Source organism: Terrirhizobium terrae, from assembly GCF_030323265.1.
In the GTDB taxonomy this organism is placed as follows: Bacteria; Pseudomonadota; Alphaproteobacteria; order Rhizobiales; family Rhizobiaceae; genus Neorhizobium.
The window spans coordinates 867,501-880,952 of sequence record NZ_CP104992.1 but is presented as its reverse complement, the minus strand read 5'-3'; the positions used below and the strand labels follow the sequence as shown (position 1 = coordinate 880,952).

Here is a 13,452-nt window from a genome sequence, read left to right as displayed (position 1 = left end):
GATCGAGCTATGTGCTCTCAACGTCATCCTCGGGCTTGTCCCGAGGATCTATCCACGCCGATAGACCTGCAGATCCTCGGGACAAGCCCGAGGATGACGAACGGCATATTTGGAGTTCAGTAATTGGCGAAGCTTCCTGTCGAGAAAATGCGCGAGCTGGAGCGCCGGTTCGGCGAGATTGAGGCCCGCATGTCGGAAGGCCCGGCTGCCGACGTCTATGTGAAGCTGGCCTCGGAGTATTCCGAACTGCAGCCGGTGGTCGGCAAGATCCGCGAATACGAGAAGACCGTCGCGGAAGTGGCGGACCTCAGGGCGATGCTGTCCGACAAGGGCACCGACCGGGAGATGCGCGAACTGGCCGAGATGGAGCTGCCGGAAGCGGAAGAGCGGATCGAGGCGCTGGAGAAGGACATGCAGGTCCTGCTCCTGCCGAAGGATGCGGCGGACGAGAAGAGCGCGATCCTGGAAATCCGCGCCGGCACCGGCGGCAACGAGGCAGCGCTCTTTGCCGGCGACCTGTTCCGCATGTATGAGCGCTATGCCAGCGCCCATGGCTGGAAGGTGGAAGTGCTTTCCGCCAGCGAGGGCGAAGCGGGCGGCTACAAGGAAATCATCGCGAACGTGACCGGCCGTGGGGTGTTTTCCAAGCTGAAATTCGAAAGCGGCGTGCACCGGGTGCAGCGCGTGCCGGACACCGAGACGCAGGGGCGTATTCACACCTCGGCGGCGACCGTGGCGGTGATGCCGGAAGCAGAAGAGATCGATATCGAAATCCGGCCCGAAGACATCCGCATTGACACGATGCGCGCGTCGGGTGCCGGCGGACAGCACGTCAATACGACGGATTCTGCCGTGCGCGTCACCCACCTGCCGACCGGCATCATCGTCGTCAGTGCCGAGAAATCGCAGCACCAGAACCGCGCCAAGGCGATGCAGGTCCTGCGTTCGCGTCTCTACGACATGGAGCGGCAGAAGGCCGACAGCGAACGTTCGGCGGACCGCAAGAGCCAGGTGGGTTCCGGTGACCGGTCGGAGCGCATCCGCACCTACAATTTTCCCCAGGGCCGCGTCACCGATCACCGCATCAACCTGACGCTCTACAAGCTGGACCGGATGATGGAGGGCGAGATCGACGAAGTGGTGGATGCTCTCATCGCCGATTATCAGGCGGGGCAGCTCGCGCAGCTCGGCGAAGTGCAGGGATGATGACGACGCTTGCCGAAGCCGTGGCGATCGCGCGCAGCAGGTTCGCGGAGGCGGGCCTGCCGGATGCAGCGATCGAGGCACGGCTTCTGATCGGCGGCTTGCTGAAGCTTTCCAGCACGGATGTCTTCGTCAATGGCGACAGGGTACTGAACGCGGAAGAGAAGAAGAAAATCGACGATGCCGTCGGCCGGCGCTTGAAACGGGAGCCGGTGCACCGCATATTAGGGTCGAGAGAATTCCATGGCCTAGATTTCCTGCTTTCGAAGGAAACGCTGGAGCCTAGACCGGATACGGAAGTATTGGTCGATGCTATTCTGGAATTCGCCCATAAGCTCAAAGAAGACAGGATCAGGATTCTTGATCTCGGCACTGGAACCGGTGCCATTGTTCTTTCGTTGTTGAGTGAGTTGCCCAATGCCTTCGGGGTTGGCAGCGACATTTCCGACGATGCTTTGAAGACCGCGCGCGCCAATGCGAGAGTATTCGGTCTGGATGACCGGTTCGAAACGGTTCAAAGCCACTGGTTTGACATGATTGAGGGGCGCTTTGACATAATAGCGTCAAATCCGCCTTATATACGAAGCGATGTCATCCCGAATTTGGAGCCTGAAGTCCGCAATTTCGATCCTGCGGCGGCACTGGATGGCGGGGCTGACGGACTGGCAGCTTATGTTGCCATTGCTGGTCACGCAGCCGAGTTCCTCAAACCTCATGGATATGTGGGACTGGAAATCGGTTTCGACCAGAAAGACCCGGTGATCGCGATCTTCGAAGCAGCTGGTTTTGCACTCGTGCAGGCCAAGCGAGACTATGGTGATAACGATCGGGTATTGATTTTCACAAGGCCGCCGTTTGATGTTGCGTAGCAAAAGAAAAGGCTTGGAATTCCTAAGTAATCGCGATAGCTTGCGGCTACGCATCGGGGCGGCTGGGAATGAACAACGATTCGTTCGGGTTACAGGTCAACCCTTAATTCGGTTCTTTTTTCGGAGAGCCGACGAGGTTGAGCAATCCCGGTGCGTGAATCAGGTAATTTGACTTTGAAAGCGGCAGGCCGCCTTTGTCGACCTGTGCGCAGCACGCGAAGTCTTGCTCCGGTTTTGACCGGCGAGCCGCGTGGCCCCTATCAGCAAAGAAGAAGAGTTGGTGAACGATAAATGAGGCCAGGACAGCAGAATAAGCGTGGTCGAGGGCGTGGTAACAACAATAACGGCGGCGGCGGCGGTGGTAACAACAACTTCAACCGCAAGGGCGGAAACCCGCTCAGCCGTACCTATGACAGCTCCGGCCCGGACATAAAGATCCGCGGCACTGCTCAGCACATCGCAGAAAAGTATTCGCAGCTTGCGCGCGACGCGCAGAGCTCGGGCGACCGGGTTATTGCTGAAAACTACCTGCAGCACGCCGAGCACTACAATCGTATCATTGCTGCAGCGCAGGCCCAGATGCAGGATCGCTTCCAGCATCAGGATCGCGGCGACATGCAGGATCGCGATGGCAATTCGATCGATCAGGACGATATGGACGCCGGCGACGGCGAGGATCTGGGCTACGCACCGCAGCCGGTCATCGAAGACCAGCAGCCGCGCCGCGAGCAGAACCAGAACCGTGATGGCCAGCAGGGTCAGGAGCAGCAGCCGCGCGAAAACCGCCGCGACCGCAACGACCGTCGTGACCGCCGCCAGGATCGCAACGAGCGCAACAACAACCGCCCTGTCGCTGCCGAGCAGGCTGGCGCCGAAGCCGGCCAAGCTGCTGAGGCTGCACCGGTATCGGCTCCGGTCTCGGAAGAGGCTGCGATTTCCGCGCCCGTCGCCGACGGTTCCGGCCCGCAGCCGGTGATCGACGGTACCCCGGCTGAGGTCGCGGTCGAGGAAGAGGCGCAGGCGGAAACGACCCCGCGCCGCCGCCGCACCGCCAGCACCCGTCCGCGCCGTCAGTCGCGCAAAGCGGAAGGCGAGGGCGATGCCGCTGCCGATGGCAGTGAACCCGCCATGGCGGAAGCCGGCGAATAAGCCAGCGCAAAACTTTGAAACTGAAAAACTCCGGTCATTGGCCGGAGTTTTTTGCGTTTGGGGAGGTGCTGCGATTTCCGCCTCCGCTGACAGTTGCGGCCCGCAGCCGGTGATAGAAGCTGCGCGGGCGGAAGTGTTGGCCGAGGTAGAGGCTCAGCCTGAAACCGCGCCGCGAGCATTCGTCCACGCCGAGCGCATGGCGCTCCTTTCGTTGGCGGACGAGGTCAAGTGCCTTCGAAATCTTGGAAGTCATGTGCCGGCTACTTGAAGCCTGTAACCCCAAGATCGCCGTTTCTAAACGAAATCAATAAGGAGGTGCTTGGTCGGATTTCTCTCGATAAATTCTTCCCTAATCCAGCGAAGAACTCGTCGTTGACCGCCGAAAGTAACAAGCTCGATCGCTTCCTCAAAGCTGACCCATCGAAACTCACAATGTTCATGATTGAGTGAGACCTCCGCGGTGTTGTCGATGAATGCCACGAAGACAGGTGCGATAGTGATCGCATCGCGATCCGCTTCATAAAATTGTTCGCAGATGTCAGCGGAATACAAGGCCTCAGGCCTCAGGCGTCAGGCCGGTCTCTTCCGCGAGCTCGCGCACAGCCGCCTGCCAAGCGATCTCACCTTCCTCGATACCACCTGCCACCTAGCACCACTCCCCGGCCAAAGACTGGGTTCTTTTGAGGAGCAAAACCTCATGCCGCGTCTCAGTTCTTCGAAGGGCTACGAGTGATGCAATGAATGCCCTGATTTGAATTTCTGCCATATCCGGTACCTCGCATTTAGTGATGCCCTGCTCCGCTGGTCGGCACCGAGTAGCACAATGACGACTTCGTCTGCGCTGACTTTGCGACACTCTCTGCCTTCGTACAGCGAAATCCGAGCCATGCACATGCTGGTGCCGAGGGCGCGAAGGCCGCCATGACGGGCGGAGGCTTTAAGCTACTTTGGTTATTCGCCGGAGTTTCAGTATTTCAAGGCAGAAGCCGTTCCGCCTGCCGAATGTTGCCATTCTCCTGGTTGAAACGATTGAACGGCAGTTTTTGAGGCGCGAGCTCCGGCCGTATTGCAACCTTCGATATTTGTCGAATTTTTCAAACGATTGTAGCCGCTTACCGCATTGCAAAAAATATTGCGCCCTGCAAAAACTTCGCACTACTTAGGTGCGGAAGCGCGTCTGCGCCTTGTCCGAACAAGCAATTTTCCGGGAGAGAAGAGATGACGACATTCGAAGCCTATCTCGAAAGCCGCAAGGGAACCGTGGTGAGCGAAGAACTGGTCGACGTTCTGCGCAACGTCGCCGAGGCCACGCGGCAGATTTCGGACAGGCTGAGGACCTCGTCGCTGGACGGGCTGACCGGCGCCACGGAAGTCACGAACGTCCAAGGCGAGACGCAGAAGCCGCTCGACATTCTTTCCAACGACATTCTCCTGGAAGCCTGCCGCCAGTCTCCGGCCGTCTCTTTCGCGGTTTCGGAGGAACTGGATACGGAAGTCGCTATTCATTCGGACGGCAAATATGCCGTTATCTTCGATCCGCTGGACGGCTCGTCCAATCTCGACGTGAATGTCACGGTCGGCACGATCTTCTCCGTGATCGAGGCCAAGGCATCCGGCGATATCCTGAAAAGCGGGCGCAGCCAGCTGGTCGCCGGTTATGCCGCCTATGGTCCGCAGACGGTACTGGTCCTGACGATCGGCGAGGGGTGCAGATCTTCACGCTGAACGCGGATGGCGTCTACCTGCTGACCAATGCGGATGCGAAGATCGTTCCGGATGCCAAGGAATTCGCCATCAATGCCGCCCGCCGCGCCTCCTGGGACGATGTGGTCGCTGCCTATATCGAGGATGCGATCGATACCGGACACAATATGCGTTGGGTCGGGTCGATGGTGGCCGATGCGCACCGCATCTTCAACCGCGGTGGCGTGTTCCTCTATCCGGCCGACCGGAACAAGCCGGCGTCCGGCGGACGCCTGCGGCTGCTCTATGAAGGCAACCCGATCGGCATGCTGGTGGAAGCGGCCGGCGGTGCTGCGATCATCGGCGAGACCGCCATCCTCGACATCCAGCCGACCTCGCTGCATCAGCGCGTGCCGGTAATCTTCGGCTCCAAGGCCGAAGTCGACAAGATTGCTGCGGCCTATGCCGCGCGGGTGCATGAGGCGGCGGCCGAGTAAGGTTTTCGGGCCATAGGTCTATCCGGCATGGCTCCGCGTCTGCGGGGCCATACTCACATTTGGCGGGCGATTACTTCCGATGCCCGCAGGTTGCGGGTGCCTCAGCCGGAGCGACCGAACAGCATGCGGTCGCGGGCGCGAACGGGGTCGGTCCAGTCGCGCTCGAACCAGGCACGGCCGCCCACCTTCGGGGGCAGCTTCAGTTCAAGCGGCTTCGCCGGGCCATCGTGTTCGCTGGAGGCGACGCGGAAGACATAATGGTCGTACATGCGCAGCGCCTCGATCATATAGCTGGTGGCGACCGTGCGATTGCGCACCAGAACCAGGTTCTCGCCGTTGTCGTCGTCAGCCGGCTCGGAGAAATTATAGGAACCGAGATAGACGCGGGCGTCGGGCGTGTCGAAATCCAGAACGATGAACTTGTGATGCATTCTCGTGCCGCGCTTGTTGCCGTCGGCGCCGGCCAGTCCTGACGGTTCGGTCAGGAAGGGCGGCGGCACGTTGCCGGTCAGCGCGGCGGCCCGGACCAGCCGTTCCCTTCCGTCGGGATTGATGACGGTCAAGCCAAGATTGTCTGCCTGAACCCTGCCATCGGCGATGCCCATCACATGCATGTCGGGCTTTTCCAGCGCGCGCCCGAGCGCCGGGCCGATCGGCCCTCTGGTCATCTGGCCGAGGAAGGCGAGCGAGAAGATGACCCTGGAGCGGGCCTTGTCGATGTCGGCGCCGATCTCCTCCAGCCGGCCGGCATCCTTGGCATGCGGGGAGAAGGCGACCTTGGCATCGATGCCGGTGAGCCCGAGATCGTGCCACTTGCCGGCGCTTGGTGAATTGCGGAAATCGGCGGCGCGGCCGGCGTCGAAATAGCTGTCGAAGGCGGTGAAATAGTCTTCGACGGCAGTTTCGCTATGGACGATGAGGCTGTTGTTCGACTGCACGTAGAAGCCGCGCCAGCTGTGATTGGTCGAACCGTAGACGACGGTGTTCATGCCTCCGCCTTTGATGGCGATCGACTTGTGATGCTGGAGATTGGCCATGTGCTGGCGCTTGACGTTGGTGGCGCCGGCCGAGGCGATCAGGCGGTTGGCAGCTTTCGTTTCGGGCGAATGAGGCGCGCCGTGTTTCGGACCGCTGTCGTCGATAATGACCTTCAGCTTGTTGCCAAGCGCTTCCAGCCGTTCCAGCACTTCCGGCAGGTTGAGGTCGTAGACGATCGCGCGGACTTCGGCGCCTTTCTCCCGTGCCTGTTCGAGGAGCGAGAGGGTTTCGGCGCGCGCTTCGAAGCCCATCCAGGAGAGCGCCCGCTCAGCCTGCGCGTGGGTCGGGACGAAATCGAGGCCTTCCTCGGCTTCGGGCGGGACAAGCGTGGTGATATTTCCTCCGTCGGAAAAATTGCGGACGAAGGCCTGCGAGGAAACATAGCCGCGGGTGAAGGCGACGTTGAGCTTGCCGGGCACGGTCTCGCGCATCAGCGCAAGCGTGGCTTCCTGAGGCTCGCCCGGTGAGAGCTTGCCGTCAGTATCGATGAACATGGGGGTGATGCGATAGAGGAAGTCGCCCTGAAGATTGGCATCGAAGGGAAAATGGACCCAGCGGAATTTCTGGATCGGGGCCTCGGTGGTGCGGATGCCCGTGGCGGGCACCAGTTGGCCCGGAAAGCCGATGCGATTGCGCACCGTCTTGAAGAAGGCGGCGCCGGGCTCCCGGTACTGGATCGCAAAACCCGCGAAGTTTTCGGGTGGTTCGCCGTCCTTCCAGTCCATGCCGAGAAGGATCATTCCGTCGCCACGGTGGATGGTCAGCGAGATCGGGGATGCTGCATTCGATCCGGTCGCCTGAAAATCCGTCAGCATGCCCACCTCCATCGAAGATGGTGAAACCTTAGCGTGTTATTGTGACGGATAATATCGCGCCTTACGGCGGACTAGCGGCCTGCCAGCAACAGGCTGGCAGGCGACGGATCAGAATAGTGTTCGGTGGCTCTCGACTTCGTCGCGGGCTTCGTCGAACTCGTCGAGATGGGCCTGGGCGAAGGCCTGGAAATCAGGGTCGGAAATCTGCTCCACGCCCTGCGGCAGGCCGTGGTCCTGGAACAGGGTTTTGAAAATTCCGATGATCTGGGTGGTCTTGTCTTCTGACATTGCGTTTACCTCTGGGCGATTACGCCTTTGACGTTGAGGTGGCGCCCGCCCCCAACAAGGGCGTCACGGATTTGATTTAGGTACGCGCGGCCTGCGACAAAATGGCCTTCACGAGTATATGATGAAGATCTTGTGTTTTGCACGCGTGGCGCAGCCGAGGCTGGCCTCCTTATGAAGCCCCGGCCCTCCGGCCGAGGCTTTTTGTCGTTGGGGAGGTGAGGCGGTGAAGAGGACCTTACGCGCGACGGCCCTCGGCGAATTTCGGGACGTCAGTTGGTCAGGCGGGTGGGGACCTTGGTCGCCTTCTGGCCGATGTCGGCGAAGCTGGCGATCAGGGCGTCCATAGTCGTCGGCTCGTAGTAATTGGAGGCGGATGAGGCGCAGTATTGCAGCAGGCTCTTGCCCTTGTCGGGGGCCATGAAGGCGACGGTGAAGATGCGGATGCCGCCCTCCTTGGCGGAGGCGCATTTGGCCCGGACGGACTGGTCCAGGGAGCTGAGCCAGTCGCCGGTATCGCCTTCCATCTGCCCGTCGGTCATCAGCACAATGATCCGGTCGACCGGTTTGTTGTCGTATTTCGCCTGGGCGACGCTTTCGGCATCGGTGCCGTAGATGTTCTGGCGGATCGCCTTGTCGGCGGTGTCGACTGCCGCGGTCGCATCCGTGCCGCCCGCGGGAACCAGGGTGCTGACATAGCCGCGCGCATCTGCCGTACCCCAGTTTATCGCCTTCTGCCCCTTGATGCCGTTGGCGTATGAAATAGCCCCGGTGCGGACGTGTCTGAAGGTGGGATCGGCTTTGTCCAGCGCATCGAAGAGCGCGGTGGCCGCCTGTTTCAGGGCTTCCATCTTGGTGACGTAGGTCGGCCTGTATGCCAGGCAGATGCCCAGCACCATCAGGCTACATTCCCTGCCCTTCACGGTGGTGGTGTTTTCCGTCATCGATCCCGATTGATCGAGCACCAGTTCCATGGAAACGCCGTTTCGCGCCGTTCCGATGCCGCTCGACGCATTGCTCGTCACCGTCACCGTCCTCGCGCTGCCGCCGATAAAGCTGCTGAAGGGGCTGAGGGCGACGGAAGCCGAAGCGGACACGACGACTGCAAACGTCCTGCCGGTTCCGGTGGTGGTCGTGGTGATCGAGACATTCGTGGCATTTTTCACGGCGGCCGCCTCGCTGGCGGTCATGTAGTTTGCGACCTGGCCGGAGACGAAGTTCTTGCCGAGTGTCTGCCCGCTCGTGGCATCCGCCGTTCCGTCGGCCATCGCAGCCGAGACGGCAAGGGCGGCGCCATCGGCTGCCTGCTGCAGCTGGTTCTGCGAGAGGGAGAGGTTCATCGTATCCATTGCCAGCCCGGCCACGCCGATCAGGACGGGAAGCAGGATGGCGGTCATCATGCCGAAATTGCCGTTTCGGTCGTTGCAGAAGCCGCGCCTGAGATTTTGCTCGAGGTTTCGCATGGCGGTGAAACGCGCAAAACGATCGAAGGTCTCCTGCTATATAAGCATGTGCTTAATTTAAGGTAAGCCACACTATGCCGGCTGACCGATAGTGGGATCATGACGCGGCAGGACCGTGCAATCGCTGTGTGAAAACCTTGCGTAATCTCCTTTAAATCGGTGAAAGGCGCTCCCATATCCTGACCGACGCCGATCGCGGCGCGGGCTTGCCTTTGAGGGAGCTCAATCTCGACCATCGGCCTGTGCCTTATCGAAGGGCAGGGCGATCAATGGAGGTGTATATGAACATTGAAAAATATTCCGAACGCGTGCGCGGTTTTCTGCAGTCTGCCCAGACCCAGGCGCTTGCTGCGGGCAACCAGCAGTTCGCGCCCGAGCATCTCTTGAAAGTGCTGCTCGACGACGACCAGGGAATGGCGTCCTCGCTGATCGAGCGGGCCGGCGGCAGTGCCAAGGAGGCGCGGATCGCCAATGACGCCGCCCTTGCCAAGCTGCCAAAGGTTTCCGGCGGCAATGGCGAAATCTATCTTTCGCAGCCGCTCGCCAGGGTTTTCTCGACTGCCGAAGACGCCGCAAAGAAGGCCGGCGACAGTTTTGTCACGGTCGAACGGCTCCTGCTTGCGCTCTTGATCGAGAGCACAGCTTCGACATCCGCGACCTTGAAGAAGGCCGGCATTACCGCACAGGGTCTCAATCAGGTGATCAACGACATCCGCAAAGGCCGCACGGCCGACAGCGCCAATGCCGAACAGGGTTTCGAGGCGCTGAAGAAATATGCCCGCGACCTGACGGCGGATGCGCGTGACGGCAAGCTCGACCCGGTAATCGGCCGTGACGACGAAATCCGTCGCACGATCCAGGTCCTGTCGCGCCGTACCAAGAACAATCCGGTCCTGATCGGTGAGCCCGGCGTCGGCAAGACGGCGATCGCCGAAGGCTTGGCATTGCGCATCGTCAATGGCGACGTGCCGGAAAGCCTCAAGGACAAGCAGTTGATGGCACTCGACATGGGTGCGCTGATTGCCGGTGCAAAGTATCGCGGCGAGTTCGAGGAGCGGCTGAAGAGCGTGCTCAACGAAGTGCAGTCGGAAAACGGCAATATCATCCTGTTCATCGACGAGATGCACACGCTGGTCGGTGCCGGCAAATCCGACGGGGCGATGGATGCGTCGAACCTCTTGAAGCCGGCGCTTGCCCGCGGAGAGTTGCATTGCGTCGGCGCGACCACGCTCGATGAATATCGCAAGCATGTCGAGAAGGACCCGGCGCTCGCTCGTCGTTTCCAGCCGGTCATGATCGATGAGCCGACGGTCGAGGATACGATCTCGATCCTGCGCGGCTTGAAGGAAAAGTACGAGCAGCACCACAAGGTACGGATCTCGGACTCGGCTCTGGTTGCGGCCGCGACCCTGTCGAACCGCTATATCACCGACCGCTTCCTGCCGGACAAGGCGATCGACCTGATGGACGAAGCCGCCTCGCGACTTCGCATGCAGGTGGATTCCAAGCCGGAGGAACTGGACGAACTCGACCGCCGCATCATGCAGCTGAAGATCGAGCGCGAGGCGCTGAAGAAGGAAACCGACACGGCCTCTGCCGATCGGCTGACCCGGCTTGAAAGCGAGGTCACCTCGCTGGAAGAGCAGGCGGATGCGCTGACGGCGCGCTGGCAGGCGGAAAAGCAGAAACTCGGCCTTGCCGCGGACCTGAAGAAGCAGCTCGACGACGCCCGCAACGAACTGGCGAGCGCCCAACGCAAGGGTGAATTCCAGCGCGCCGGTGAGCTGACCTATGGCGTCATTCCGGACCTGGAAAAGCGGCTCGTCGATGCCGAAGCCCAGGATACGACCACCAATGCCATGGTGCAGGAAGTGGTGAACCCGGATGCGATCGCGCATGTTGTTTCTCGCTGGACCGGCATTCCGGTCGACAAGATGCTGGAAGGCGAGCGCGACAAGCTGCTCAGGATGGAAGACGAGCTGGCAAAGTCCGTCGTCGGCCAGGGCGATGCCGTCCAGGCGGTGTCGCGTGCGGTTCGCCGTTCGCGTGCTGGCCTGCAGGATCCGAACCGACCGATCGGCTCGTTCATCTTCTTGGGCCCGACCGGCGTCGGCAAGACGGAGCTCACCAAGTCGCTCGCGCGCTTCCTGTTCGACGACGAAACAGCGATGGTGCGCATCGACATGTCGGAATACATGGAGAAGCATTCCGTGTCGCGTCTGATCGGTGCCCCTCCGGGCTATGTCGGTTATGACGAAGGCGGTGCGCTCACCGAAGCGGTCCGGCGCAAGCCCTATCAAGTCGTGCTGTTCGACGAGATCGAGAAGGCGCATCCGGACGTGTTCAACGTTCTCCTGCAGGTGCTCGATGACGGGCGCCTGACGGACGGTCAGGGCCGCACGGTCGACTTCAAGAACACGATCATCATCATGACCTCGAACCTCGGGGCCGAATACCTGACCAACCTTGCCGAGGGCGAGGATACGGACAGCGTTCGCGAACAGGTGATGAGCGTGGTCAGGGCGTCGTTCCGGCCGGAATTCCTCAACCGCGTCGACGAGATCATCCTCTTCCACCGCCTGAAGCGGAACGAGATGGGCGCGATCGTCGATATCCAGTTGCAGCGTCTGCTCAAGCTTCTCTCCGATCGCAAGATCGAGCTGGAGCTCGACGGCGATGCCCGCGAATGGCTGGCGAATAAGGGTTACGACCCGGTTTATGGTGCGCGTCCGCTGAAGCGGGTGATCCAGAAGTTCGTCCAGGATCCGCTGGCCGAGGATATTCTGGGCGGAAAGATCCCGGATGGCTCGACCGTCAAGGTGACGTCCGGTTCGGACCGGCTGTTGTTCCGCGTCAAGGGCAGCATGAGTGCTGCGGCGTAAGGCGAAAGCCACCGATCAAAAGCAAAATGGCGGCTCCGGCCGCCATTTTCGTCTGATATTGTGAGATGCAACCGTTAGCGGCTCGCGACCTCGTCCGACGGCTGGGTGTTGAGCAGGGCGTCGATGCGTTTGCGCTCTTCCTCGAAGCGGGCGAGAGCCGGGCCGGCCAAGGATTTTCCACCGGGCAGGCGGACCTTCATCGCGTCGACCTTGGTGCCGTTGACGATGAGTTCGTAGTGAAGGTGGGCGCCGGTCGACTGTCCGGTCGAACCGACATAACCGATCACCTGGCCCTGGGTGACCTTGGCGCCTTCGCGCACGCCACGGGCGATCGCGCTCTGGTGGTTGTAGGAGGATTCATAGCCGTTGGCGTGACGGATGATCGTCTGGTTACCGTAGCCACCGGAATCCCAACCGGCCTTTTCCACGATACCGTTGCCTGTGGCGATGATCGGCGTGCCGCGCGGAGCGGCCCAGTCGGTGCCGGTATGCATCAGCGCGCGGCCGAGGATCGGGTGGCTACGCATGCCGAAACCGGAGGTCATGCGCGCATTGGGAACCGGGCTGCGCAGCAGGAACTGGCGAATGCTCTTGCCGTTCTGGTCGAAATAATCGACCGCATTGTCTTCGTCCACATTCTGGAAGCGATAGAAGCGGGTATCGTTGTCGCCGAAATGGGCATCGACGTAGAGAAGCTCGGAATCCTTGCCGGCCTTGCCGTCCTCGTCGGCGACGGAGAAGAAGGCCTCGATCTTGTCGGTTGCTCTCAGCTGCGCCTGGAGATCGACATTGCTGGCCAGGAGCTTGACGAGCAGGGCCGTCATGTCCTTGCTCATTCCGTAAGACAGGGCGGCGCGGTAGATGCCGTCATAGACGCTGGGCAGATCGCGGCCGGCCATGATCTGGGGGCCCTGGTCGCTGAAGGCTGACTGCACGGCCGCCAGCATCGGTGGTTCTTCGCCGTCGATGAAACGGCCACGGTCGTCGAGCGCGACAGTTACCTGATGCTCGCCCTTGCGATAGAGGCTGGCGCGGACGACGAGAACCATCTCGCCTTCCTGGATGACGCCGATGCGCAGCACGTCGCCCGGTTGTACCTTGGCGTCGCCGAGGCGCGTTTCGAGATAACCGGAAATTTCCTTCGCCTTGCCATCCGGATAGCCGACCGCCGTCAGGGCTTCGGCAACCGTGGTTGACCGGCGCACGGGAACGATGTCATCCGCATATTCGCGGGTATGGGGGGTGATGGGCTCCGGATCGGCAACCGACATATTCTCCTCGACCACGCGGGCAGTGATGCCCGAGGTGAGGTCGACGCTATCTTCGGCGGTGGAGAAGCGCTGCGGGTCCACGTAATAGAGGGCCGAGAGCTGAGCATCGCCAGCGGTCAGTACCGAGCCGTTGGATCGGACGTTTTCCTCGACTTCTTCCAGCGTCATCGGCGCGGCATAGGCGAAGCTGCTGCCCTTGGTGGGGAATGCGACCGTCTGCAGGCTGACTTCGGACTCGACGTTCGAGCCGTAGATCAGGCCCGTGCGGTTGGCCGGCGGCGGCGGCGCTTCGCTGGA

At 61.1% G+C, this 13,452-nt stretch carries 11 protein-coding genes and 1 pseudogene (1 of these 12 cut by a window edge); 6 read left to right on the top strand and 6 right to left on the bottom strand.

Going from position 1 to position 13,452, the window contains the following annotated elements; all coding sequences use genetic code 11:
• Positions 1-123 precede the first annotated feature (123 nt).
• From prfA to N7E02_RS12255, 3 genes are all read left to right on the top strand, one after another.
• Positions 124-1,206, top strand: a complete 1,083-nt coding sequence (gene prfA, locus N7E02_RS12265) for a peptide chain release factor 1 (protein ID WP_286582215.1) — start codon at positions 124-126, stop codon at positions 1,204-1,206.
• Positions 1,203-2,072, top strand: coding sequence for a peptide chain release factor N(5)-glutamine methyltransferase (prmC, locus tag N7E02_RS12260; RefSeq protein WP_286582214.1), 870 nt, complete (start codon positions 1,203-1,205; stop codon positions 2,070-2,072). Before prfA ends, prmC begins: the two co-directional genes overlap by 4 nt.
• 291 nt (positions 2,073-2,363) lie before the next feature.
• Positions 2,364-3,221 carry a DUF4167 domain-containing protein gene (locus N7E02_RS12255; RefSeq protein ID WP_286582213.1) on the top strand — a complete coding sequence of 286 codons (858 nt, stop codon included), beginning with the start codon at positions 2,364-2,366 and terminating at the stop codon, positions 3,219-3,221.
• A gap of 294 nt (positions 3,222-3,515) precedes the next feature.
• Here N7E02_RS12255 and N7E02_RS29685 read toward each other — a convergent pair whose 3' ends face one another.
• Together N7E02_RS29685 and N7E02_RS29680 are read right to left on the bottom strand one after the other, a co-directional pair.
• Positions 3,516-3,773, bottom strand: a complete 258-nt coding sequence (locus N7E02_RS29685; protein WP_353622883.1) for an NUDIX hydrolase — start codon at positions 3,771-3,773, stop codon at positions 3,516-3,518.
• Between the two features lie 4 nt (positions 3,774-3,777).
• On the bottom strand, positions 3,778-3,867 hold the full coding sequence (locus N7E02_RS29680) for an NUDIX domain-containing protein (protein WP_353622882.1): 90 nt from the start codon (positions 3,865-3,867) through the stop codon (positions 3,778-3,780).
• A gap of 572 nt (positions 3,868-4,439) precedes the next feature.
• On the opposite strand from N7E02_RS29680, the gene N7E02_RS12245 reads away from it, so the two are divergent.
• Both N7E02_RS12245 and N7E02_RS12240 read left to right on the top strand, forming a co-directional pair.
• Positions 4,440-4,946: an FIG domain-containing protein gene (locus N7E02_RS12245; protein ID WP_286582212.1), complete on the top strand. Its 507-nt coding sequence runs from the start codon at positions 4,440-4,442 to the stop codon at positions 4,944-4,946.
• On the top strand, positions 4,928-5,401 hold the full coding sequence (locus tag N7E02_RS12240; protein WP_286582211.1) for a class 1 fructose-bisphosphatase: 474 nt from the start codon (positions 4,928-4,930) through the stop codon (positions 5,399-5,401). The genes N7E02_RS12245 and N7E02_RS12240 overlap by 19 nt, the downstream gene beginning before the upstream one ends.
• Before the next feature lie 101 nt (positions 5,402-5,502).
• Here N7E02_RS12240 and N7E02_RS12235 read toward each other — a convergent pair whose 3' ends face one another.
• The 3 genes from N7E02_RS12235 to N7E02_RS12225 form a co-directional block, all read right to left on the bottom strand.
• On the bottom strand, positions 5,503-7,254 hold the full coding sequence (locus N7E02_RS12235; protein ID WP_286582209.1) for a phospholipase D-like domain-containing protein: 1,752 nt from the start codon (positions 7,252-7,254) through the stop codon (positions 5,503-5,505).
• A gap of 108 nt (positions 7,255-7,362) precedes the next feature.
• The gene (locus tag N7E02_RS12230) at positions 7,363-7,542 is read right to left on the bottom strand and encodes a hypothetical protein (protein ID WP_286582208.1); all 180 of its coding nucleotides are present in this window, start codon (positions 7,540-7,542) and stop codon (positions 7,363-7,365) included.
• A gap of 269 nt (positions 7,543-7,811) precedes the next feature.
• Positions 7,812-8,939: a vWA domain-containing protein gene (locus N7E02_RS12225; protein ID WP_286582206.1), complete on the bottom strand. Its 1,128-nt coding sequence runs from the start codon at positions 8,937-8,939 to the stop codon at positions 7,812-7,814.
• 344 nt (positions 8,940-9,283) lie between these two features.
• Between N7E02_RS12225 and clpB the strand changes: the two genes are divergently transcribed.
• Entirely contained in the window at positions 9,284-11,884 is a 2,601-nt protein-coding gene (gene clpB / locus N7E02_RS12220) for an ATP-dependent chaperone ClpB (protein WP_286582205.1), read from the top strand.
• 74 nt (positions 11,885-11,958) lie between these two features.
• Here clpB and N7E02_RS12215 read toward each other — a convergent pair.
• A pseudogene (locus N7E02_RS12215) lies at positions 11,959-13,452 on the bottom strand (peptidoglycan DD-metalloendopeptidase family protein) (it continues 445 nt past the right edge of the window).